This window comes from Streptomyces olindensis, assembly GCF_040645895.1.
GTDB classification, from domain to species: domain Bacteria; phylum Actinomycetota; class Actinomycetes; order Streptomycetales; family Streptomycetaceae; genus Streptomyces; species Streptomyces olindensis.
Window position 1 is genome coordinate 11,510 of the sequence record NZ_JBEYZD010000018.1, and the last position, 24,362, is coordinate 35,871.

The window sequence follows — 24,362 nt, forward strand, 5'->3', positions numbered from 1 at the left end:
GGTCGGTCGGGCGGTCGGGCGATCGGGCGATCGGGCGATCGGGCGGTCGGGCGGTCGGGCGGTCGGGCGGTCGGGCGGTCGGGCGGTCGGGCCGAGCGTGCGGCCGCAGGCCCTGGCCATACGCTGTGTGACCGCGCCGGAATCCTGCGTGAACGTCTCATGAACTGGGCTTGAGCGTGCGCCGGTGGAGCCATCATGCTCCCGTGCGCTCCTGGACGGATACTCTCCGCTTCGCCTTCCAACCGGTGGTCAACCTGACGACCGGGGTGGTCGCGGGACTGGAGATACTCGCCCGCCCGGAGACCGGCGACGTCCTGGCCGACGCCCGTCGGGATCCCGAACTCGACTGCCGGCTGGCCGTGTCGGCGGTCCGTGCGGCGGTGCGCAAGGAGACCCTGCTCCCGCTGTTCGTCAACGTGTTCACCGGCACCCTCGCCGACCTCGGCGGTCTCCCTTCCCTGCACGACGCCGTGCGCGAGGCGGGGCGGCTGCCGTGGGAGGTGACGATCGACGTCTGCCCGCCGTACACGCACGTGCCGCAGCAGGCGCTGCTGGAGGCGGTCGCCACGCTGCGCGGCCAGGGTTTCCGGATCTGCGCGGACGGCGTCGGTGACGGGGACGTGCCCTTGCGGCTGCTGTCGGACATCGCACCCGGCCTCGTGAAACTGGACGCGTCGCTGCTGGCACGACCCGCGGTGGTACGGTCGATGCGGACGCTGTGCGACGAGCTGGGAGCGCTGCTGGCGGTCGAGGGCGTGGAGACCGAAGGGCAGTGCGCGGCGGCATCGGCGGCCGGGGCGCAGCTGGCCCAGGGCGAGCTCTTCGCGCCGCCGGCCCGGCTGCCCGCCGCGGACGTCTACGTTCCGCCCCGCTCCCCCGGCGATCCGACCCCGCCGCGCTCCGGGCCGTCGGTGCGGGAGTTCGTACGACCCGCCGCCTTGCTGCCCGCCACGGCGTCCGCGGGGCAGGTGCGGGCGCTGCTGACCGGCTCGCCGGACGTGTCCGGGGTGCTGCTCGTGGACCCCGGCGGGGTACCGGTCCGGTCGGTGCACCGGTCCCGCTTCCTGCTGTCGATGTCGGGGCGCTACGGGCACGCCCTGTACGCCGACCGGCCCGCGGCCAAGCTCGGTGACCCGCCGCGGACGGTGGGCGTCGACGCGACCGCCTGGGAGGTGCTGGACGTGGTGGCGGTCGGCGGACGGGACCGCACGTCGGACGACGTGGCCGTGGTGGACGAGTACGGGCGGTGCGTCGGCGTCGTACGGCTCGCGGACCTCGTGCGCGCGCTGGCCGAGACGCGGGTGGAGGAGGCGGCGGGGCTCAATCCGCTGACGCGTCTGCCCGGCTCGGACGCGATCACCGGTGAGGTGGACCGGCGCATCGCTGCCGGTCGGGCGTTCGCGTTGAGCTGGCTGGATGTCGACCACTTCAAGCAGGTCAACGACGGGGCCGGGTTCGCGGCGGGCGACGAGCTGATCCGGGCCGTTGGCCGGGCGCTCCAGCAGGCCGCGACGGGCGGGGCGCGCGTGGGGCACATCGGCGGGGACGACTTCCTGGTCCTCGCCGATCCGGACGGTCTCGATCCGCTGGCCGCCTCCGTGCTGGACGTGCCCTGGTCGGCGGGTGGGCGGCCGGTCACGCTGTCGCTCGCGACGGTGCTGTGCGCTCCGGGCAGTGTGGCGGACCACCGGCAGGCGGCGGCCTGCCTGGCACCGTTGAAGAAGGCGGCGAAGGCGCTGCACGGGGCGAGTTGGGTGCTGGGCCGCGCGGGCCTGCCCGGCCACGAGGCCCGCCGGGGCTCCAAACCGGCACCGGCGGGGTGCGGCGTGGCGGAGCCGGGTGGGGGCTGACAGGGCAGCGGCTGCGGGGAAGGCCGGGACACGCGGAGTTCTGAGCTGCTTGGGCCGTGGAGCCACGGGCGTGCATACGTTCTCGGCCGCGGCAGAGCAGGTGGGGCGGGAGCGTGTGTGCGTTCCTCGGGCGCGGCACGGCAGGCGGAGCGGGAGCGGGCATACGCTTCTTGGCCGCGGCAGGGCAGGTGGAGCGCGGGAGCGGGCATACGTTTCCGGCCCCTCGCAGGGCCGCGTGGAGGCCGGGGGCGGGCCTGGGACCGAGGGGAGCAGGCCCGGGGCCTGAGCCGCTCACAGGAGCTCCAGGGGGCGAGCGGGACGGGACGTCCGGCAGGGCCGGAGTCGTGTCGGCACATGTGGCCGGATGGCGCTGTCAGGGGCGGTACGCGACGCCGGGGACCCGCCCGCCAGGCCCAGGACAGCGGCCCGCAGCGGGGCCCGATCGGTCCGGTTGAGAAACCGGCAGGTCAGGTGGAAGCTGGACACGAGCAAGCGAGGAGTCAGCTGCGGCTGGGCAGTCGCCGACGGCGGCGCTCAGCGGAGGCCGGACACCACCCCGTACACCTCGCGCGGCGCACCAAGGCCCGCGCGGGTCCGACCCAGATCTGAACAACGACCCGACCGGGTATCGCCGAGGCCGTGCAACCGGCCACCCGGCCCGGCAGGATCCCGGGCGGCCGTCACATGGCCGTCAACCGTTGCGGTCGGCCACCTTGACGCCCTTTGGGTGCCGGTGAACACTTCCGGTGTCAGTCGACATCGCCGTACATACTCGGCGTAATCCGGCACTGCGGCGCGTGAACGCGCCTGCGCCAAGGCCCCTTCCCCCACGGGCGATTCGGCTGCGACGGCACGCTCGTCACGGATGCCGGGCGGGGCGCGAAACCCCTGCCTTCGGCTGAAGTAGCCATGGGAAACGCACCCTGCACGTGAGGACCGGGGCGGACCGTCCCGGGCCTTGGCCTAGGAGCCGCCATGAGCAACGGAGACATTTTCGTCGGCGAGATGATCGGCACGGCGATCCTGATCCTGTTCGGCGCCGGCGTGTGCGCCGCCGTCACCCTCAGGTTCTCGAAGGCGCGAGCCGCCGGATGGGTGGTGATCGCGTTCGGCTGGGGCTTCGGCGTGCTGGCAGGCGCGTACACCGCCGCTCCCCTCTCCGGAGGGCACCTCAACCCGGCCGTCACCTTCGGCCTCGCCGTCGACACCGGCGTGTGGAGCAAGGTCTGGGTCTACCTGCTGGGGCAGCTGGCCGGCGCCATGATCGGGGCCATCCTCTGCTACCTGGTGTACTTCGCCCAGTTCCAGGCCAACGTGCGGCAGACGGGCACGACCGAGGGCACCCTGGACGAACCGGTTCCGACGCTGGGGATCTTCTCCACGATCCCCGAGATCCGGAACCCGGTGGCCAACCTGGTCACCGAGATCCTCGCCACCATCGCCCTGGTCCTGCCCATCCTGGCCCTCGTCGGCGACAACAAGCATGTCGAGGGCATCGGCATCGGACAGATCGCGGGTCAGGGCGAAGGCATCTACGGCTCCGGCATCGCGATCCTCCTGGTCGCCCTCCTGGTCGTCGGCATCGGCCTCTCCCTGGGTGGTCCGACGGGCTATGCCATCAACCCGGCGCGTGACCTCGGTCCCCGCATCGTGCACGCCTTCCTGCCGATCCCGAACAAGGGGACGTCCGACTGGGGCTACTCGTGGATCCCGGTCGCCGGCCCACTGATCGGTGGATTGCTGGGTGGCCTCATCTACAACGCAGCCTTCTGAACCAGCCCGAGGGGTACTCATGACGGACAACGCCGAGAAGTACGTCGCAGCGATCGACCAGGGCACCACGTCGAGCCGCTGCATCGTCTTCAACCAGGACGGCGCGATCGTCGCCGTCGACCAGCGCGAGCACCGCCAGATCTTTCCCAAGCCGGGCTGGGTGGAGCACGACGCCACCGAGATCTGGTCCAAGACCCAGGCGGTGGTCGCCGGGGCGATCGCCAAGGCCGGACTGCGCGCCGACCAGCTGAGCGCGATGGGCATCACCAACCAGCGGGAGACGACCCTCCTGTGGGACCGCGCGACGGGCAAGCCGGTGCACAACGCCATCGTCTGGCAGGACACGCGGACGGCGGCGCTGTGCAACCAGCTGGGCGGATCGGACGGGCAGGACCGTTTCCGCGAGCAGACGGGGTTGCCGCTGGCGACCTACTTCTCCGGGCCCAAGGCGGCCTGGCTGCTCGACAACGTGCCCGACCTGCGGGCGCGCGCCGAACGCGGTGAGATCGCCTTCGGCACCATGGACTCGTGGCTCATCTGGAACCTCACCGGCGGCACGGACGGCGGTCAGCACGTCACCGACGTCACCAACGCCGGCCGGACCATGCTGATGAACCTGGAGACCCTCCAGTGGGACTCCTCGATCCTCTCGGCGATGAACATTCCCGAGGCCATGCTGCCCGAGATCAAATCCTCCGCGGAGGTGTACGGCACCGCCGTCGGCCAGCTCGCCGGCGTCCCCGTGGCCTCGGCGCTGGGCGACCAGCAGGCGGCCGTGTTCGGACAGGCCTGCTACGACGTGGGCACGGCGAAGAACACGTACGGCACGGGCAGCTTCCTGCTGCTCAACACGGGCAACCGCCCGGTGCCGTCGAAGAGCGGCCTGCTGACGACCATGGGGTACAAGATCGGCAGTGAGGCGCCGATCTACTGCCTGGAGGGGTCGATAGCCATAACGGGCGCGCTGGTGCAGTGGTTCCGCGACCAGCTGGGCATCATCCGCACCGCCGACGAGATCGAACCGCTGGCGGCGAGTGTGGAGGACAACGGCGGCGCGTACATCGTTCCGGCGTTCTCGGGCCTGTTCGCGCCGTACTGGCGCTCCGACGCGCGTGGTGTGGTCACCGGTCTCACCCGGTACGTCACGAAGGCGCACCTCGCGCGCGCGGTGCTGGAGGCGACGAGCTGGCAGACGCGCGAGGTCGTGGACGCCATGTACCAGGACTCCGGGGTGCACATCACCACCCTGAAGGTCGACGGCGGCATGACGAAGAACAACCTCCTGATGCAGCATCAGTCGGACGTGCTCGACGTGCCGGTGGTGCGGCCCAAGGTCTCCGAGACGACCTGTCTGGGCGCCGCGTACGCGGCCGGTCTGGCCACCGGTGTGTGGAACGACCTGGACGAACTCAAGGCGCACTGGCAGAAGGACGTCGAGTGGACGCCGTCCATGGAGGCGTCGGTGCGGGACCGCGAGTACCACAACTGGCGCAAGGCCGTGGAGCGGAGCTTCGGCTGGGAGGAGGACGGCGACAGCTGAACCACGCGCGCGTGGAGGGCCGTTTCCGACTGCGGCCCGTACCCCCGTCGGCGGGGGTACGGGCCGTGCCCGCCGGTCGGCCCGGTCAGGAGGTCACGGTCTGGCGGCGGTCGGCCGCGTAGGCCATCGCGTGCTGGACGACTCCGATGAGCGCTTCCTTGACCGACTCGCGGTCGCGGGCGTCGCACATCATGAGCGGTACGCCGTCATCCAGGTCGAGGGCCTGGCGGACGTCCTCGACCGGGTAGATCGGGGCGCCCTCGAAGCAGTTGACGCCGACGAGGAACGGTATGGCGCGCCGCTCGAAGTAGTCGACGGCGGCGAAGCAGTCCTCCAGGCGTCGCGTGTCGGCCAGCACGACCGCGCCGAGCGCGCCCTCGGAGAGTTCGTCCCACATGAACCAGAACCGCTCCTGTCCGGGCGTGCCGAACAGGTACAGCACCAGGTCCTCGCGCAGCGTGATGCGGCCGAAGTCCATGGCCACGGTCGTGGTGTGCTTGCCTTCCACGCCGCTGATGTCGTCGACCGGGCGCCCGGCCTCGGTGAGCAGTTCCTCGGTGCGCAGCGGCCTGATCTCGCTGACCGCGCCGACGAGCGTGGTCTTGCCCACGCCGAAGCCGCCGGCCACCAGGATCTTGAGCGTGACGGGCTCGACCGGAGGCTTGCCGCGCTCAGAACGCCCGAAGATCATCGATCTCTTCTCCTGCTTGATGGGGGTCGGGCGACGGCGGGCCGTAGCCTCCGCCGCCGGGGGTTTCGATGACGAGTACGTCGCCGGTGACGACGTCCGCGGAGCCGCTGCCGCCGAGGCCGGTCACCGTGCCGTCGGCGTGTTCCACCCGGTTGGCACCGAGAGCGCCCGGCTCACCGCCCGCCATACCGTACGGGGGGACGCGGCGGTGCTGCGAGAGCGTGGAGACGGTCATGGGCTCCAGGAAACGGATCCGGCGCACGGCACCGTCCCCGCCACGCCACCGTCCGGCGCCGCCGCTGCCGCGCCGGACCGCGAACTCCTCGAGGCGCACGGGCAGTCGCCACTCCAGGACCTCGGGGTCGGTGAGGCGTGAATTGGTCATGTGGGTCTGGACGACGGGTGCGCCGGGGAAGCCGTCGCCCGCTCCGGAGCCTGAGGCGACGGTCTCGTAGTACTGGTGGCGCGCGTTGCCGAAGGTGACGTTGTTCATGGTCCCGGAGCCCTCGGCCTGGACGCCCAGGGCGGCGTAGAGGGCACCGGTGATGGCCTGGGAGGTCTCCACGTTGCCCGCGACGACGGCGGCCGGCGGCTCGGGCGCGAGCAGGGAGCCGGGCGGTACGACGATGGTCAGGGGGCGCAGGCAGCCGTCGTTGAGGGGGATGTCGTCGGCGACGAGGGTGCGGAAGACGTACAGGACCGCCGCGTTGACGACCGAGAGGGGCGCGTTGAAGTTGGTGGGCAGTTGTGCGGACGTGCCGGTGAAGTCGATGGTCGCGGCCCGGTTCTCGCGGTCCACGCGCACGGTCACGCGGATGACGGCGCCCGAGTCGGTCTCGTAGGCGTACTCGCCGTCGTCGAGGGCGTCGATGACGCGGCGCACGGCTTCTTCGGCGTTGTCCTGGACGTGCCGCATATAGGCCTGGACGACGTCGAGGCCGAATTCCCCGATCATGCGGCCGACCTCGTCGACGCCCTTCTGGTTGGCGGCGATCTGGGCGCGCAGGTCGGCCAGGTTGGTCTTCGGGTTGCGGGAGGGGTGCGGGGCCTCGGTGAGGAGGCGGAGGGTCTCGTCCTCGCGGAAGCGGCCGTTCTCGGCGAGCAGCCAGTTGTCGAAGAGGACGCCTTCCTCCTCGATGGTGCGGCTGTTCGCGGGCATGGAGCCGGGGGCGATGCCGCCGATCTCGGCGTGGTGGCCGCGTGAGGCGACGTAGAAGAGGATCTCCTGGTCACTCTCCGTGTTGCCCGTCGACGGGGTGCCGAAGACCGGGGTGATCACGGTGACGTCGGGCAGGTGGGTGCCGCCGTGGTACGGGTCGTTGACGGCGTAGGTGTCGCCCGGGCGCATGCGGGGGCCGCGCCGGCGGATGACCTCTTTCACGCTGGTCCCCATCGATCCCAGGTGGACGGGGATGTGCGGGGCGTTGGCCACCAGGTTTCCGTCCGGGTCGAAGAGGGCGCAGGAGAAGTCCAGGCGCTCTTTGATGTTGACGGACTGGGCGGTGGACTCGAGCCGGGCGCCCATCTGCTCGGCGATGGACATGAAGAGGTTGTTGAAGACCTCGAGCAGAACCGGGTCGACTCTCGTGTCGAGGTCGGAACTCTGCGTAATCGCGGCGCGTTCCATGAGCAGATGCCCGTCAGAGGTCGCCGCGGCTCGCCAGCCGTCGTCGACGACGGTCGTCGCGCCGGCTTCGGTGATGATCGCCGGGCCGGTGACGGGGTCGCCGGGGGGAAGGTCCTCGCGGCGGTGGAGGGGTACGTCGCGCCAGGATCCGCCGGTGTGGAGGCGGACGGTCCGCGGCGGCGCGGGGCTGCCGTCCGGGGCGGCCTCGTAGGGGGCGAGAGCGGAGAGATCGGGGGGTTCGGTGATGCCGGTGGCTTCGACGGAGAGGGCTTCGACGACGATCGGACGGTCGAGCGTGAAGGAGTACGTGGCGCGATGACGTTCTTCGAAAGCCCGCCGCATGGTGTCGGGCTCGGTCAGCTCGACGGTGAGGGTGGTGTCGGTGCCGTCGTAGCGGAGCTCCGCGCGACGGGTGACCTCGATGCGATCCTCGGGGACGTCCTCGGCGAGGAGTTCGGCGCGCGCTGCCGCTTCGAGGTCTTCGGCGGTCTTGCGGACGCCGGGCATGGAGGCGGGTTCCAGGGGTGCCTCGACGGACTGTTCGCGCATGGCGGTGGTGTCGGCGAGGCCGATGCCGAGCGCGGAGAGGACACCGGCCATGGGCGGCACGAGGACGGTGCGGATGCCGAGGGAGTCGGCGACCATGCAGGCGTGCTGGCCGCCCGCGCCGCCGAACGTGGTGAGGGCGTAACGGGTGACGTCGTGGCCCTTCTGGACGGAGATCCGCTTCACGGCGGACGCGATGTTGGCGACGGCGATCCGCAGGTAGCCCTCGGCGACCTGCTCGGGGGTGCGGTCGTCGCCGGTCCGCTCGCCGATCTCGCGCGCGAGGGCGGTGAAGCGGTCCCGGACGAGTGCCTCGTCGAGGGGCTCGTCGCCGTTCGGGCCGAACACGTTCGGGAAGTGGGCGGCCTGGATGCGGCCGAGCATGACGTTGGCGTCGGTGACGGCGAGCGGGCCGCCCCCGCGGTAGCAGGCGGGTCCCGGGTCCGCGCCCGCCGAGTCCGGCCCTACGCGGTAGCGGGAGCCGTCGAAGTGCAGGACCGAGCCGCCTCCGGCCGCGACGGTGTGGATGTCCAGCATGGGGGCGCGCAGCCGGACGCCGGCGATCCGGCTGGTGAAGACGCGTTCGTACTCGCCCGCGAAGTGGGAGACGTCGGTCGAGGTGCCGCCCATGTCGAAGCCGATGACGCGGTCGAAGCCGGCGAGCTGCGACATCCGGGCCATGCCGACGATGCCGCCGGCCGGGCCGGACAGGATGGCGTCCTTGCCGCGGAACTGCCCGGCCTCGGTGAGACCGCCGTTGGACTGCATGAACATCAGCCGCACGCCTTCGAGTTCGTCGGCGACGTGCCGGACGTAGCGGCGCAGTACGGGCGAGAGGTAGGCGTCGACGACGGCGGTGTCCCCGCGGGGGACGAGCTTCATCAGGGGGCTGGCCTCGCTGGAGAGCGAGATCTGCGGGAAGCCGATGCGGGCGGCGAGCTCCCCGACCGCCTGTTCGTGGGCGGGGTGGAGGTGGCTGTGCATGCACACCACGGCGACGGCGCGGATACCGTCGTCGTACGCCTCCTGGAGGGGCCCGGCGAGGGCGTCCAGATCGGGCGCGAGCAGGACGGTGCCGTCGGCGTCCATACGCTCGTCGATCTCGACGACCCGTTCGTACAGCAGCTCGGGCAGGTCGATACGGCGGGCGAAGATGGCCGGGCGGTTCTGGTAGGCGATGCGCAGGGCGTCGCGGAAGCCGCGGGTGATGGCCAGGAGGGTGCGTTCGCCCTTGTGCTCGAGGAGGGCGTTGGTGGCGACCGTGGTCCCCATGCGTACGGTCTCGACGGGGTCGGTGGAGCCGGACAGCAGGGTGCGGACGCCCTCGACCGCGGCGTCGGCGTAGCGTGCCGGGTTGTCCGACAGGAGCTTGTGCGTGAGCAGCCGGCCGTCCGGGCGCCGCGCGACGACGTCCGTGAAGGTGCCGCCCCGGTCGACCCAGAACTGCCAGCCAGTCACGTCAGTACCCCGCTTCCGCGCTGCTCACAGCGCCCGGAGGCCGTTGATCACGTCGCGCAGAATACTCTCGTCCGGCAGTTCGGCAGGGGGCACGGGCCGGTTCACATGGACGAATTCCGCGTCCACGAGATCTCCGACGAGGACCCGTACCACCCCGATCGGCAGGTCGAGTTCCGCTGCGAGTTCGGCGACCGACTGCGGGACGTCACGGCACAGTTCGACGATGTCCACATGCTCCGGGGAGAGCATGTGGTCGGCCTCCGGGTCGTCCGCGTGCGGTTCCGTGACCACGACCGCGATCAGGTCCAGCCGGTGCTGGCCCTGGCTGCTGGTGCGGCCGCGCGTCATCGCGTACGGACGGACGACCGGTCCGGCCTCGTCGTCGAACCAGTGGCTTCTTCCCTGACCGTCAGCGCTCATGTCATCCCACTACCCGCCTGCGGGCAGATCGGTGCGCGGAGCGGCGCCCAGATGCACACCGACCCGCTTCACGAGCAGTGTCATCTCGTAGGCGACCTGGCCGACGTCCGAGTCGGCGTCCGAGAGGACGGCGAGGCAGCTGCCGTCGCCGGCGGCCGTCACGAACAGGAAGGCGTCGTCGAGCTCGACGACCGTCTGACGGACGTTGCCGGCCTCGAAGTGGCGTCCCACGCCCTTGGCGAGACTGTGGAACCCGGAGGCGACGGCGGCGAGGTGTTCGCTGTCCTCCCTGGTCAGGTCCTTGGACAACCCTGTCGGCAAACCGTCGCCGGAGAGCACGAGGGCCTTGCGGATGCTCGCGACGCGGTCCACGAGATCGTCGAGGAGCCAGTTCAGCTCCCCCTTGCTGTTCGCGGTGTGGCCGGTCGCCTTCGGTGCGGTCATCGACCGTCCCCCTCTGTCGTTCCTTGTCGTGCTGCGCCGCTGTGGGCGGCATCGCCCGCGGCGTTCTCCTCGCGGCCGCGCTGCCAGCCGCGCTGGAGCGAGGCCATCCGGCTGCGTACTTGCTCGGCGTCGCGTTCGGCGGGCTCGGCCCTGGCCTCCGTCCGAGGCTCGGGGCCCCGTTTCAGCTGCGGGGCCAGGTTGGCCTGCCGGACGCGCCGGGGCAGCGGCGCGGTGCCGGAGCGAGGCGTCTGGGGTGCGGACCGGGGGGCGTCCCCCCGTCCTGCCGAGCCGGTCTCCTGGGGTGTGGATCCGGAGCCGGCCCGGTGGCGCATGGGCCCGCCGGGCATCTCTGCCGGGGTGCCGGAGAGGCGGTCGGGGGCTTCCGGGCCGCTCGAAGCGATCTCCGCGCGGCGTGTCCGCCGGGGAAGGGAGGGCGGCTCCGCCCCGTCGCCGACGGCGCTGCCGGGCGAGGCAGGGGATTCGGTGCGGTCCTCGTTCCGGCCGTCCGCGCCGATGCCCCGGCGAGCGGAGTCCGTCCCCCGGCGGCGGGCCGGCAGGGGCGGCGGCGCGTCCGGCTGCGACTCGCCGCCGGCCGGGGAGCCCTCGGTGCGGCGGCGCACCGGAAGGGCGGACGTGGGCTCCGGCCCGGTCCGGCCCGTGCCCCGGCCGCTCGCCGGCTCCTCACCCCGGCGACGCGAGGGGAGCGAGGACGTGGCCTCCGACTCCGCTCGGCCCGTGCCCGGGGTCTCCTCTTCGGTCTTCCCCCGCCGGGGGCGCTGCTCGGTGACGGGGCGCCCGTGCGAGCTGACCAGCTTGGGGGTGTGGCGGCGGGACAGCGGGACCGGAGCGCTCAGCTCGTCCCCCGTGTCCGTGCGGTCCCGTGCGCTGCGGGAGTCGGCGCCCTGCTGGTGCGGGTCGGCGCGGCGGCCGGCCGCATCGTCCTGGGCGCGGGTCAGGGAGTGGCGCGGGCGGAAGAGGCCGCCGTGTTCGCTGTCCTCGTCCTCGATGGCGCCGGGGAAGTCGCCGATGGCGTCCAGGTCGACGGGAGCCTCCAGCTCGACCGGTCCGTCCAGGAGGGAGGCCGGCAGGCCGGGCCGTGGGGCGGGTGCCTGGGACAGCGCGGCGCGACGGCTGTCCTGCGGCTCGCTCTCCCTGGCCAGCTGGGGCCGGTCGAGCCGGAAGCCCAGGCCGTTGGTGTCCGGGACGTCGTCCGTGAGCAGCGCGTCGGGGATGAAGACGACGGCGGTCGTGCCGCCGTACGGGGAAGGCTGCAGGGAGACCCGGACGTTCTGCCGCTGGGCGAGACGGCTGACCACGAACAGGCCGAGCCGGTCGGTGTCGGACAGTTCGAACTCCGGCGTCTCGGCGAGCCGGAGGTTGGCGTCCAGGAGCGCTTCGGCGGCCATGCCGAGGCCGCGGTCGTGGATCTCGAGCGTGAAGCCGTTGGCGACCCGCTCGCCCAGGACCTGGACGGCCGTGTGCGGCGGGGAGAAGACGGTGGCGTTCTCCAGGAGTTCGGCAACGAGGTGTGTGATGTCGGCGACGGCCGGGCCGGTGACGGCGATACGCGGGAGGCGGCGGACCTCGATGCGCTCGTAGTCCTCGACCTCGGCGACAGCGGCGCGGACGACGTCCATGAGCTGGACGGGCTTGCGCCACTGACGGGAGGGCGCGGCGCCGGAGAGGATCACGAGGCCCTCGGCGTGCCGGCGCATGCGGGTGGTCAGGTGGTCGAGGCGGAACAGGTCGGCGAGTTCCTCGGTGTCCTCGGTCCTGCGCTCCATGGCGTCGAGCAGGGTGAGCTGCTTGTGGAGCAGGACCTGGCTGCGGCGCGCGAGGTTGACGAAGACCTCGGAGACACCGGCGCGGAGTTCGGCCTGTTTGACGGCGGCTTCGACGGCGGCGCGCTGGAGGGTGTTGAGGGCCTGGCCGACCTCGCCCATCTCGTTCTTGTCGTACTCCAGGCGCGGGACCTCGGTCTCGACGTCGACCTGCTCGCCCGCGGAGAGGCGGCGCATCACGCTGGGCAGCCGCACCCCGGACGCCTCGTGGGCCTCCAGGCGCAGCTGCCGCAGGTCGCGGATGAGGGTGCGGCCGACGCGTACGGACAGGAAGAGCGAGAGCAGCAGCGCGATCAGGCCGAGCGCGCCCGCGATGACCGCCTTGGCGATGACGCCGATGGCCACCGGGTGGACGCGGTCCTGGTAGCGGTCGTTGGCCTGGTCGTTGAGGGTGCCGAGTTCGTCGAGCACGTTCCCGGCGGCGCTGTCCCAGCTCTTCGCGGTGACGCCGCGGGGTGTTCCGGCTCCGGAGTCGAGGGCGGCTTCCTCGGCGACGCGCAGCGGTGCGGAGGAGGCGTTCTTCCAGAAGCTCTCGTAGCGGTCGCGCTCCGCGACGGGCAGCAGCTGGAGGTTGACGTCGTACATCAGGGTGCGCTGGGCCACGAGGTCGGAGATGTCGCGCTCTTCGGCGTGCGAGATCCTGCCGACGATCAGGGCGGAGCCGAGGAGGGCGTCCTCGCGGGAGAGGAGTTCACGGGCGCGGGCGAGGTTGACCAGCGCGCGGTACTGCTTGTCCAGCTCCACGTTGTCGACCACGTGCAGGTTGGCCAGCAGGGCGTAGCACGGGTCGACCAGGCGGTTGTAGAGGTCGAGAGCCTGGGAGCGGTTGACGGTGCCGTCCTCGACACTGCGGCGCAGCGACTCGATGCCGTCGAAGGCGTCCAGGACCGCGGTGAGCCGCTCGTCGGTGTCCTGGCCCATCGCGTCGCGCACGTCCGGATTCTCGGCGTTCTCGCGGATGCTGCCGACGGCCTCGTCCGTGGCGGACCGGCTGCGCCGGAGCGCGGCGAGCCCGTCGGAGGCGCGGGGGTCGGCGAGGTAGACGAGGGTCTGGCGGCGTTCCTCCTGAAGGACGCGGACGGTGTCCTCGACGGGGTAGCCGATCTTCTCCACCACGGACGACACGTTGAACAGGTCGCCCGCCTCGCGTCCCGTGAGCACGGTGGCGAAGGCCCAGATCGCGGTCAGGGACACCAGCGGCACGAGAAGCAGCGCCACGATCTTCCGGCGGATGGACTTCCCGCGAAAGCGCATGGCCTCCCCCAGCTCGGGCCCCCGGCCGTACCGGGGGTACACATGTGCGTCAACAAACGGCGCGAGCCTACTACCGACGCACAGGGAACTCGAAGACCGGTCCGGAGGCTGAACTTCCGCGCCAGCCACGAGGTGTGGGGAGTTGTCCGGGCATTGCAGGAGTTGTCTCCCCGAAACCGATGGTGAGCGTACGGGCCCATCCTCGTTGTCGGCCAGGGCGGTTGGCTGAAATTTTTCGGTCCTTGGGAATCTTCGTGGCGGGTTGTTCGTCCTTCACTACGGGAAATGGGGGCGGAATGGGCCACAGGAGCCGCATCCCGAACCCGGGCGGCGTAAAACAGCGCAAGCCGGGCAGCCACTGGGGAGCACGGGTCTTCGGATGCGGGCGAGCGGTCTGCCGGCGGTGGGGAGTGACACGTTGATGGGCACGGCGGAGCGGCGCGGGGCGCCCAGGGCTGGCGGGGCGCAGGTGACGAGGCATCGGGATACCGAGGCGATCGGTCACGACACCCCGGCTGCCGAGGCAGGGACAAGGGCGCGTGAGGCGGGAGTTCCGGCTTCCGAGGCGGGCCGTGGGATACGCGAGCAGCAGTACTACCGGCCCCTGTGGGTCGAGGAGCCGGCGCGGCGGCGCCGGTTGCCGGATCCGGTGCGGACTTCGGCTGTGCGGGCGGTCCTGCTCATCGCGGTGACGCTGATTCAGGCGATGGTGGCCTTCCTGTGCACGATGGCCGGGTCCTGGCTGGCGTTTCCCATGGTGATCAGCAGTGTGGTCAGCACGATCGTGGCCACGTGGGGAGCGCTCGACGTGTGGGTGACGCGCCAGGTCTGGAACCAGCGCAACGGGGTGGTCTCCATGCCGAGCAGCACGGCAAGGGCCCTCCGCCGCGAGCGGCGCCGGGCCCGGCGTCAGGCACGTGCGGCGGAACGGGCGCAGGAGCGGATACGCCGACGGGGCGGGGCCGGGCAGTTGTCCCACTCGTAAGAGGGTGTGGCGCTCGTCGGGCAGGTGTGGCGCTCGTCGGGCAGGTGTGGCGCTCGTAGGGCAGGTGTGGCGCTCGTAGGAAGGTGCGGCCTCGTAGCGCATCTGGCGCGACACCCGCCCCACCCCTCAGGGTTGGTTCGACCGATCGAAAGCGACCTGCGGAACACGCATCGAGGAACCGCCCATGACAGCTCCCTCGCAGTCGACAGACCCACACGGCCAGGACGACGTCGAACTCACCGAGTTCGGCTACAGACCCGAACTCAAGAGGACTCTCGGCAACTTCCACACCTTCGCCGCCGGGATCAGCTACATCTCGATCCTGACCGGCACCTTCCAGCTGTTCTACTTCGGCTATGGCAGCGGCGGCCCCGCCTACTGGTGGTCGTGGCCGATGGTCTTCGTGGGCCAGTTCATGGTCGCCCTCTGCTTCGCGGAGCTGGCCGCCCGCTATCCCGTGGCGGGATCCGTCTACAACTGGTCGAAGAAGATAGGCAATCCCCACCTGGGCTGGCTCGCCGGCTGGATGATGCTGATCGCCTCGATCGTGTCCATATCGGCCGTGGCGCTGGCCTACCAGTTGACGCTGCCGCAGATCTCGTCGTTCTTCCAGTTCGTGGGGGACGGCACCGGTACCTATGACGTGGCGACCAACGCGGTCATCCTGGCCGCGGTGTTGATCCTGTTCACCACCCTGGTGAACGCCTTCGGCGTCAAGTTGATGGCCCGGATCAACACGGCGGGCGTGTTCATCGAGTTGATCGCCACCGTCGTACTGATCGTCCTCTTCGCCGTCCACATCACGCGTGGTCCCCAGGTCGTCATGGAGACGCACGGCACCGGCGCGGGATACGGAAACGGGTACCTGGGTGCCTTCCTGGTGGCCTCGCTGGCCTCGGCGTACGTCATGTACGGCTTCGACACCGCCGCCTCGCTCGGCGAGGAGTCCCTGGACCCGACCAGGAACGCGCCCCGCGCGATCATCCGGGCGATCGTCGCGTCCTTCGTCCTCGGCGGGTTGATCCTGTTGCTCGCCCTGATGAGCGTGTCCAGTCTGAGCGGCGAGAAGCTGTCCACGGACGGTCTGCAGTACATCGTGCTCGACGTGCTCGGACCGACGGCCGGCAAGGCGATGCTGTGGTGTGTGCTGATCGCGGTGACGGTGTGCGCGCTGGCGGTGCACACGGCGGCGGTCCGGCTGGCGTTCGCGATGGCCCGCGACAACAACCTGCCCGCGTCCGCGAAGCTGGCCAAGTGTCATCCGCGGTTCCAGACGCCGGTCCTGCCGACCGTGATCATCGGGCTTCTCGCGCTGTCGATCCTGGTGGTCAACATCCGCCAGCCGCAGATCTTCACCGTCGTCACCAGCATCGGCATCATCATGATCTACCTCGCCTACCTGGGCGTCACGGTGCCGCTGCTGGTCGCCCGGCTGCGGGGGAAGTGGCAGCCCGCGGACGGGGGCCGGTTCTCGCTGGGCCGCTGGGGGCTGCCGGTCAACATCGTGGCCGTGCTGTGGGGCGGGGCCATGACGCTCAACCTGATCTGGCCGCGGGCCGCCGTCTACAACGCCACGGAGCCCTACCACTGGTACCTGCGCTGGGGCGCGGTGCTGTTCGTCGCCGTCATCGCGGGCGGCGGCTTCGCCTACTACTGGTTCGTCCAGCGGCACCGGACCGGCGTGCTCGCCGAGCACCGCTCGGACGCCGCGGCCACCGCCCCCGTCACCACCCCCGCGGCCGACTGACGGCCGAAGGAGGACCCATGAGTACGCATGCCGGAGGATGCCTGAGCCAACGAGGATGCCTGAGCCAACGAGGGTGCCTGAGCTAAGAGGTCGCGGGCGCCGGGCGCTTGTACATCCTGGTCGCCGTGATCTCGCTGTGGACCGCCTCCCCCGCCTGGGGCTGCTGCGGCAGGCCCGGGCGGAGATGTTCCTCGACGCTGATGTACTTCAGGCCCGCCCTCAGGTCGGCGTCGTTGCGCATGCGGATGACCAGCGGGAACTCGGCCAGCGCGGTGGTGTCGAACAGACCCGTGGTGTACAGGAGCTGGACACCGAGGGCGTCCGACACCGCCCGCTGGAGCTCCAGCAGGTACGTGGCGTTGGCGCGGCCGATGGGGTTGTCGAGGAACAGCGTGCCCGCGTGCCGGTGCTTGTCGCGGCCCCGGTCGTTCGAGCGCAGGGCGGCCATCGTGCAGTACAGGGCGATGGCGGCGGTGAGGAGCTGGCCGCCGGAGAAGACGTCGCCCATCTGCCCGACGGGCACGCGCTCGGCGCGCAGCACCGCGTCGGGCTTGAGGATCTCGACGGCGACGCCCTTGGGCTGCAACGCCGCCGCCACGCCCCGGAGCAGCAGGGACATGCCGTCCCGCCGCAGATCGGAGTTCTTCTTCACGGCGGCGCGGGTCGCCTCGTCGATGACCTCGCCGAGCCGCTCGGTGAGCGTGGCCTGGTCGGGCTCCTCGAAGCGGATGCGGAGGAACTCCTGCCCCGACCACTCGCCGAGGCCTTCGGGCAGCCGGGAGAGCCGCTGGGCGGAGCGCAAGGTGGCCAGGGCCGACTCGACGAGGCCGCGCAGCCGGTCCACGATCGAGTCGCGGTTGCGCTCCAGTTGTTCCAGTTCGTCGGTGAGGACCCGCAGTCGCGGTGCGAAGGCGTCCGCCCACTTCTGGGCGTGCTCGGGCAGCGCGGAGGCGGGCAGTTCGCGGATCTGCTGCCGGGCCGGGGTGCGGACCTGCTCGTAGCGCGTGGAGTTGGCGTGCCGGACGAGGATGTCGCTCGCCTCGCGGACGGCGGCCTCGGCGGCGGACAGGTCGGCGGCGCAGCCGCGCAGGGAGCGGCGGGCCTCGGCGGCGGACTGGCGGGCCTCCTCGGGGCTGCCGGGGTACGGCTCCGTCTCCTCCTGCTCCTCCTCCGTGGTGTGCTCGCGCAGCAGGTCGCGGAGCATGGCGGCGATCTCGTCGAAGCCGCCGGCCGCGTCCTCGGCGGCGCGGTGGGCGTCGAGGAGTTCGGCGTGCGCCTCCCGGGCCTGGTCGAGCGCCTCGGTGTGGGAGACGAGTTCGGCCGTGGCGGTGCGCAGCAGGGTCTGCGCGTGCTCGGCGTCGCGCGGCTGGAGGTCCTCGGGGAGGTCGGTGTGGGCCTCGCCGTCCTCGGGCGCGTGCCGTTCGGCCTCGCCGCGCAGCCGGCCGAGCTGCTCGCTCGCGGTCGACATGCGGGTCTCCAGGAGCTGCACCAGTTCCTCGGCCCGGGCGGCGGCGGCCTGGCGGCTCGGCCCGTCGGAGCCGTCGGGTGATTCGAGGAGCTGCTCCGCGCGCGTGCGGACCTTGTTGCTCAGCCGGTCCAGCTCCGCGCGCGCCGCGCTCTCGTCGCTCTCCGCGCGGGCCTGCTCGGCGCGCAGGTCGGCACCCACGCCGACCTTCTCGTACACCTGCGACGCGGCCCGGTAGGCCTCGCGCAGCGCGGGCAGGGAGGCCTTCGGGGTCTGGGTGTCGTCCTCGGGCACGTCGTCCGGGGCGCCGGCGATCTCGGAGCGCTCGGCGCGCAGCGCGCGGGCGGTGCGGCGGGCGTCGTCGGCGGCGCGCTGGGCGGCACGGCGGTCCTCGTCGGCGGCCCGGGCCCGCTCCAGGCAGGCCTGGGCGCTCGCCTCCGCCTCGGCGGCCTCGTCGGCCAGTTCCCGCACCTTGACCTGCCAGCCGGCCCGCTCGCGCAGCCGGAAGGCGAGGCCGGCGAGGGCGTCGGCGGAGCGGCGGGCCTTCTGGGCGGCCTCCTGCCGCTCGTCCCGGACGCGTGCGGCCTCGGCGGCGGCCTCGTCGGCCTCGGCCCGGACGGTGCGCGCCTCGGCCAGCTCGGCTTCCGACTCCTCGGCGAACACGCGGGTGTCGTGCGCCGCCTGGGCCAGTTCGGCCAGCCGGCCGGCCGGGCAGCCGGTGCGCCAGGAGGCGAGCCGGGCGGCCAGCTCGCGGTCCTTGCCGAGCCGGGCGGCGAGCGTGCGGATCTCCTCGTCCCGCTCGGTCGCCCGGGCGCGCAGCGCCTGCCGCTCCTCGTCGGCGGCGTGCTCGTCGTGCATGGCCGGGTTCGGCGGCACGAGGAAGACATCGCCGCTGTCGGTGTCCGGGGCGGGGGTCGGGGCGAGCAGGGCGGCGGCGGTGCCGACCGCCACGGCGGAACGCGGCAGCAGCGCCGCGTCGCCCAGCGCCTCGCGGGCGCGGGCGTGGGAGTCGGGGTCGGTGATGATCACGCCGTCGACGAGTTCGGGCCGGGCGGCCAGCACGCGCGCGTGGTCGGCCGGGTCGACGGCCTGGGCGAGGTAGCGCCAGCCGGGCAGGGCGGGGATGCCGTGCTCGCCGAGGAACTCGACCGTGGCCAGCACGTCCGGGCCGGGCGGCAGCAGTCCGCCGTCACCGAGCGCGCCGAGGATCCGGGAGTCGTCGGCGGCGGCCGTACGCAGCTCGAACAGCTGTCGTTCGGCGGAGGAGACGGCGTCGTCGAGCATCTCGCGCAGGTCGTCGGCGAAGCGGTCGAGTTCCTCGGGCGTGAGGCCCTGCTCGCCGGGGCCGGACGGGGTGGGCTGCTCGTCGTCCGTGCCGTGGCGGGGCTGCGGGATGCCCGGGCGGGTTTCGGACGCCAGGCCGAGCAGTTCGGCCAGGCGCTCCTCCCCCGCCAGTGCCTCGGCGGTACGGCGCTCGGCCTCGTAGGACCGCTCGGCGGCGGTGGCCGCGTCGGCCGCGCGGGCCGCGGTCAGTTCGGCGCGGGTCTCGGTGGCGGCGGCCTCGCGCGCGTGCTCCGTGGCGCGGCGAGAGGCCTCGCGGGCGGAGTCCCAGGCCGCGACGGCGGTCTTCTCGGCGTCGCTGGCGGCGAGGGCGGCGCGGGCCGGGTCGGCGTCCGGTGCGCTGTCGTCGAGCCAGCCGGCCCTCACCGCCTCGGCCGTCTCCTGCTCGACCTCGGCAAGGCGCTGCTTGAGGTGCCCGACCTCGCTGCGGGCCCGCTGCGCCTGCGTGGCGGCGGCGGTGGAGTCCCGGTAGGCCGCGTCGCTGACCTCCTGGAGGGCGGCGGACCGTTCTTCTTCCTCGTTGGCGTGGTTCTCCGCCTTCTCCGCGGCCGCGTGCAGGGCTCGTACGAGGTCGACGGCGGCCCTGGAGCGGGCGGCCAGCGCGGGGGCGGCGTCCCGCTCGGCCTCCTGGATCGCGGCGGAGACGCGGGCGACGCGGTCGGCGGCGGCGCGGTGGCGCAGGACGGCCTCGGCGGCCTGCCAGGCGGAGTACAGCGTGCGGGCGTCGGCGAGTTCGCGCTTCTGCGCGGCGGCGGACTTCTCCGCGGCCGCGAGCGCCAGGGAGGCGTGCCGGTAGGCGAGTTCGGCGGAGATCAGCGCGCTGCGCTCGCGGGCCGCCTCGGCGTGGGTGACGGCGTATGCGGCGGCGGTGACCCGCTGGGCCAGGTCGGCGGCCCTCGCCCGCTCCTGCACGCCCCGGGCGGACAGTCTGCGGGCGAGTGTCCGGGTGCGGCGCTCGGCTCCGGCGTGGATGTCACGCGCGCGGGCACGGGCCTCGGCGGCCTCGACGATCCGTCCGAGCAGGTCGACGGACCCAGCGGTGAAGTCCCGCTCGGCGATCAGCTCGGCCCTGCGGCCCAGCTTGTTGCCGAACCCGCTGACCAGGTCGGCGAGCCCGTCGGTGTCGCGGGTGTCGGTGACGGCGCGCAGCAGCAGGTCGGTGAAGTCGGCGTCCTTCTTGACGGCGAAGAGACCGGCGGCCTCGCCTTCGTCGGCGTTCATCTCCCGCTGGTAGCGGAAGAGTTCGGGGTCGAGGCCGAGCTCGCCGAGGTGCTCGATCCAGCGGTCGTGGATCTCCTCCCAGTGCACCTCCAGGTGCGGGTAGGTCTTGCCCGCCTCCATGAGGGCGTCCCGGAAGCCCTTCATGGTGCGGCGCCGCCCGCGCGCCCCCGACTGGCCCTCGACCGGGGGACGTACGGCGGTGGACTCGGCGACGGGCAGGTTGTCGAGGCTGAGACCGGGGCCGGGCCGGAAGGAGTACCAGGCCTCGGCGAACTTGCGCGGGTCGTTGGAAACCTGTCGTCCGCGCCACTCGCTGACCTTGCCGACGACGACGCACTCGCCGGTCAGCACGTGCTGCCACTCCAGGGCGACGTGTCCGCAGTCGTCGGCGAGGAGGAACTTGCGCAGCACGCCGGAGCTGGCGCCGCCGAGGGTGTTGCGGTGGCCCGGCAGCATCACCGAGAAGATCAGCTTGAGCAGCACCGACTTGCCGCCGCCGTTCTCCAGGAACAGCACGCCGGCGGGCGCGGGCCGGCGCGGCGGGCCGACGGGCTCCTCCTCGAAGAACTCCGCCTGCGTGGGCGCGGGGTCGGGCACGGGCTCGCCCACGCCCCGCAGGTCGAGCACGGTGTCGGCGTAGCGCGCGCCGGCAGGCCCGATGGAGTAGAGGCGGACCCGGGACAGCTCGTACATGGCGGACTCTCGTAAGTCTTCGTGAGGTGGGGGGGGTGTTCAGGAGGAGTGGAACGGCAGCCCGGCGTCGGCGACGAGTTCCAGGTCGTCGCTCTCCTCGGCGGGCAGCAGCGTCGGTGTGCCGTCGGTGACCGGGACGACGCCCAGCTCCAGCAGCTCGGCCAGGGCGGCGCTGCCGGCCATGTCGCGGACCTGGAGCTGGTAGCGGGCGGTCGTGCGGTACGTGCCGCCGTTGTCGTCGCCGGTGCGCTGGAGGAAGCCGGAGTCGGTGAGGAAGGCGACGGCCTTGGCGACGATGCCGGTGGTCGAACCGGCCGGGCGGCGCGCGTCCTTGGTGGCGCCCGTCGCGCTGCGCCGCATCCAGATCCGCCAGGCGGCCTCCAGGCCCGGCGCGTCGGTCACCGGGTCGGTGTTCTCGCCCTGCTCGGCGGCGCGCTCCTCCAGGCGGCGGCAGGCCTGGCGCACGAAGGCGTCGACGCCGTTGACCGTGACCCGGCCGATGTAGCCGTCGTCGGCGAGGTCCTCGGGGCGCGGGAACGCCATGGCGGCGACGGCGAGATGGGCGAGTCCGTGCAGGAACCGGTCGCCGCCGTCGGCGGACGTACGACGCGCGTAGTCACCCATGCGGACGGCGAACACCGAGTCCTCGGCGGCGGTCACGACCATGCCCGAGCGGGGGGACACCTCCAGCACGATCAGCCCCAGACCGGTCGCCACGGCGTCGGCGAGCCGCGCGAACGGCGGGTCCTCGCGGTAGCGCCGCAGCAGGTCCGCGTACTCCTGGTCGCGGGCGGGCTGCAGCTTGGGCTGCAACCCGAAGGACACGAGCCGGGCCGCGTCGGCGGCGTCGGCGGGCGTGACGGCGGCGGGGGCCGCGGGGGCCGCGGGGGCCGTGCCCTCCGGCTCACTCCACTCGACGTGCTCGCTCACGACGTGAACTCCTTGACCTTGTAGACGAGAGTGCGGGCCACGCCCTCAGGGGCGCGGGGAACTGCGCGACCGGCCACGACGGCGCCGCGGCCGGCCACCGGGGGAAGCATCACGCGGCCTCCGTCCGGTCCGCCGCCATCCCCGCCGCGTCCAGCAGCGCGGTGCCGACGATCAGGTCCGCCCCGCCGAACTCCGGGTCGTCCAGCTCGGTCCCGTCGTCCACGGCGAACAGCAGCTTCTGCTCGCCCTGGCGATAGGCGGTGCCGACCGGCGGGCTCGCGGCGTGCACCGCCAGCAGGGCCACCAGGTACGGCAGGTCGGGGTCCTGCCTGCGGGCCTCGGCCAGCAGGCCCGACAACCGCCGCGGGGCATCCGCCGGCAGGTCGAGCAGCTCCTGCGCCGCCGCCATCTGCTCCTCGCTGAACCTGCTGTCGTCGGGCGTGGCGATGAGATCGGGCTCGGGCACCTCCGCGCCCAGGTGCTCCCGCTCCACCGGCGGCGTCAGCAGTATGTCGACGAGGTCTCCGACCCGGACGGACACCGGTGTGCGCAGCCCCGTGCCGCGGGCGAAGAACGCGTCCGTGACGCGGACGGCCTGCTCCAGCGGCAGCGGCAGGACCGGCGCGACGAGATGGCCGTACAGGTCCATCCCCGAGGTGGTCGTCGGCGTGGCGAAGGCCTGCCGGTCCTGCTCTGCGCGGAACAGCGGTCCGGCCTCCAGCAGCCGGGACTGCAGCTGCGTGTGCCGGCGGATGCAGTCCTTGACGATGTCGACGAGCTCGGCGGCGCGCCGCTTGTGCTCGGGGTCCTCGGACTCGTCGCGCGCCTTGCGGATGTTCGTGAGGATCGCGTTCTCGTGGCGGTAGCGGTCGGCCACGTGCTCCAGGGCCTCGGCGATCATGTCGGGCACCGTGGTGAGCCAGTCCACCGCGCGGACGTTGCGCCGCGTCGCGTCGAGGGCCCTGCGCAGGGTCTCCGAGTACTGCACGGTGCGGTAACGGGCCTGTTCGGCCGCGAGCTGGGCGTCGGCGAGCCGGCCGCGGCTGATCAGCACCTCCAGCTTGACCTCGGCGGCGATCTGCGCGCTGGTGACGTCCGTGTCGAGGGCGCCGACGAGGACGTTGACCGCTTCGTCCGTCGTCCGCAGATACACCGTGCCGCCGGGGCCGGGGACCTCCTCGATCAGCTTGAAGTCGTAGTCGCGGCGCACATAGGTGCCGTCCGCCGCGAATGTGCCGTACACCGCGCGGAAGCCGCGGTCGACGCTGCCGACGTTGATCAGGTTCTCCAGGACCCAGCGGGCCACCCGCTCGTGCTCGGCGGCGGGTCGCCGCGGGGCCTGGGCGGCGATGCGCGGGATGAGCCGGGCGACGATCTGCTCGTGGTCGGCGCCCGTGTCGAAGTCCATGTTCAGTGTGACGAGGTCGATGGCCGCGAGGGCGACCTCCGCCATGCCGTACACCGAGTACTCGCCGGCGAGGTTGGCCTTGCGCGCGTCCAGGTCGTGCAGCGGCGCCGTGCAGGCGAGCGCGCGCAGGCGCCGCGCCAGACCCTCGTCGGCGGCCGGCCCCAGGGCGGGGCGCGGCCCCGCGCTGAGCTGGGGCGGAACGCTGTCCGTCGATGCAGGCGAAGTCACGGTGCACAGACTAGGTCCTGGGTCTGACATCGACCCAAACGACGCGGTGCGCCTCCCCCGCCGCCCGGCCGCGGTCGAGAAGGGCACCCGCCCCTCAGCCGTCCTCGCCGACGCGGCGGCGGTACACCTCGACGACCCGCTCCAGCGAGTCGTCGAGGTAGCCGGCGAGCAGGCTCTCCGCCTGCTCGCGGTCTCCGTGCTGAAGGGCCTGGAGTATGGCGACATTTCGTGCGATATACGGTTCGTGGAGCCGCTGCGGTTCGTCCACCACGTGGAAGGCGAGGCGCAGTTCGGCGAAGACGCTGCGCATCAGCTCGGCCGTGCGCTCGCTCCCGGCCAGGGCCACCAGTTCCCGGTGGAAGTGGATGTTGGCCGTACCCACGCCCTTCCAGTCACCTTCGCGCGCCGCCCGCCGCCCTTCCTCCACGGCGGCGGCCAGTCCGTCGAGGCCGTACGGCGGCTCCCCCAGGCCCCGGACCACCGCGCACTCCACCAGCCGCCGGGTGCGGTAGATGTCCTCGACGTCCTCCACGGTGAGGACCCGGACGAAGACGCCCCGGTTCAGCTCGTGGACGAGCAGGCGTTCGTGCGTGAGCAGCCGGAACGCCTCGCGCAGCGTATTGCGGGAGACGCCGAGCGCGCCGCCGATGCTGTCCTCGGACAGGCGGGTGCCGGGCGGGAAGTAGCCCTCGGCGATCCGGCTCCTGAGGATGTCCGAGACCCGTTCCGCGGTGCTGGTGCGCCCCAGGAGGGCCCGGTCGTCGGCGAGGTCCTTCAGCTGCTCTGCCATGCCGGAATTCAATCGCAGTTCCCAAGAACGAACCAACAGGGGTATTGAGGGATCGTTGAACAATCCTCTACGGTGCTACGCACGGCGTCGTCTCCCTCACCGCGGCGCCG

Annotated in this window: 14 protein-coding genes; 5 read left to right on the top strand and 9 right to left on the bottom strand. The window is 72.3% G+C overall.

Translation table 11 applies throughout. The annotated features are described in order from the left end of the window. Positions 1 to 203 precede the first annotated feature (203 nt). From ABZ948_RS13945 to glpK, 3 genes are all read left to right on the top strand, one after another. Positions 204 to 1,850: an EAL domain-containing protein gene (locus ABZ948_RS13945; RefSeq protein WP_359759212.1), complete on the top strand. Its 1,647-nt coding sequence runs from the start codon at positions 204 to 206 to the stop codon at positions 1,848 to 1,850. A 975-nt stretch (positions 1,851 to 2,825) separates the two neighbouring features. Continuing rightward, positions 2,826 to 3,623, top strand: a complete 798-nt coding sequence (locus ABZ948_RS13950) for an MIP/aquaporin family protein (RefSeq protein ID WP_359759214.1) — start codon at positions 2,826 to 2,828, stop codon at positions 3,621 to 3,623. Between the two features lie 19 nt (positions 3,624 to 3,642). Next, complete coding sequence (glpK, locus tag ABZ948_RS13955) at positions 3,643 to 5,163, top strand: glycerol kinase GlpK (RefSeq protein ID WP_359759216.1); 1,521 nt, start codon at positions 3,643 to 3,645, stop codon at positions 5,161 to 5,163. A gap of 85 nt (positions 5,164 to 5,248) precedes the next feature. Here the strand turns inward: glpK and ABZ948_RS13960 are convergent, their stop codons facing one another. The 5 genes from ABZ948_RS13960 to ABZ948_RS13980 are packed head-to-tail and all read right to left on the bottom strand — an operon-like array spanning position 5,249 to position 13,444. Continuing rightward, the gene (locus tag ABZ948_RS13960; protein ID WP_359759218.1) at positions 5,249 to 5,854 is read right to left on the bottom strand and encodes a GTP-binding protein; all 606 of its coding nucleotides are present in this window, start codon (positions 5,852 to 5,854) and stop codon (positions 5,249 to 5,251) included. Next, on the bottom strand, positions 5,835 to 9,485 hold the full coding sequence (locus ABZ948_RS13965) for a hydantoinase B/oxoprolinase family protein (protein ID WP_359759220.1): 3,651 nt from the start codon (positions 9,483 to 9,485) through the stop codon (positions 5,835 to 5,837). Before ABZ948_RS13965 ends, ABZ948_RS13960 begins: the two co-directional genes overlap by 20 nt. 24 nt (positions 9,486 to 9,509) lie before the next feature. After that, complete coding sequence (locus tag ABZ948_RS13970; RefSeq protein WP_010046285.1) at positions 9,510 to 9,905, bottom strand: DUF742 domain-containing protein; 396 nt, start codon at positions 9,903 to 9,905, stop codon at positions 9,510 to 9,512. Positions 9,906 to 9,914: 9 nt separating this feature from the next. Then, on the bottom strand, positions 9,915 to 10,349 hold the full coding sequence (locus ABZ948_RS13975) for a roadblock/LC7 domain-containing protein (protein WP_359759222.1): 435 nt from the start codon (positions 10,347 to 10,349) through the stop codon (positions 9,915 to 9,917). Next, a complete protein-coding gene (locus ABZ948_RS13980; protein ID WP_359759224.1) occupies positions 10,346 to 13,444 on the bottom strand; it encodes a sensor histidine kinase in 3,099 nt (1,032 codons plus the stop codon). The genes ABZ948_RS13975 and ABZ948_RS13980 overlap by 4 nt, the downstream gene beginning before the upstream one ends. A 403-nt stretch (positions 13,445 to 13,847) precedes the next feature. Between ABZ948_RS13980 and ABZ948_RS13985 the strand changes: the two genes are divergently transcribed. Together ABZ948_RS13985 and ABZ948_RS13990 are read left to right on the top strand one after the other, a co-directional pair. Next, complete coding sequence (locus ABZ948_RS13985) at positions 13,848 to 14,429, top strand: hypothetical protein (RefSeq protein WP_359759393.1); 582 nt, start codon at positions 13,848 to 13,850, stop codon at positions 14,427 to 14,429. Between the two features lie 184 nt (positions 14,430 to 14,613). Then, a complete protein-coding gene (locus tag ABZ948_RS13990) occupies positions 14,614 to 16,176 on the top strand; it encodes an APC family permease (protein WP_359759225.1) in 1,563 nt (520 codons plus the stop codon). 82 nt (positions 16,177 to 16,258) lie between these two features. On the opposite strand, the gene ABZ948_RS13995 is transcribed toward ABZ948_RS13990, so the two are convergent. From ABZ948_RS13995 to ABZ948_RS14010, 4 genes are all read right to left on the bottom strand, one after another. After that, complete coding sequence (locus ABZ948_RS13995) at positions 16,259 to 20,896, bottom strand: hypothetical protein (protein ID WP_359759227.1); 4,638 nt, start codon at positions 20,894 to 20,896, stop codon at positions 16,259 to 16,261. A 39-nt stretch (positions 20,897 to 20,935) separates the two neighbouring features. Beyond that, positions 20,936 to 21,826 carry a hypothetical protein gene (locus tag ABZ948_RS14000; protein WP_359759229.1) on the bottom strand — a complete coding sequence of 297 codons (891 nt, stop codon included), beginning with the start codon at positions 21,824 to 21,826 and terminating at the stop codon, positions 20,936 to 20,938. A gap of 109 nt (positions 21,827 to 21,935) precedes the next feature. Next, positions 21,936 to 23,462 carry a hypothetical protein gene (locus ABZ948_RS14005; protein WP_359759231.1) on the bottom strand — a complete coding sequence of 509 codons (1,527 nt, stop codon included), beginning with the start codon at positions 23,460 to 23,462 and terminating at the stop codon, positions 21,936 to 21,938. A 94-nt stretch (positions 23,463 to 23,556) separates the two neighbouring features. Continuing rightward, positions 23,557 to 24,252, bottom strand: a complete 696-nt coding sequence (locus tag ABZ948_RS14010) for a GntR family transcriptional regulator (protein WP_359759233.1) — start codon at positions 24,250 to 24,252, stop codon at positions 23,557 to 23,559. Positions 24,253 to 24,362 lie beyond the last annotated feature (110 nt).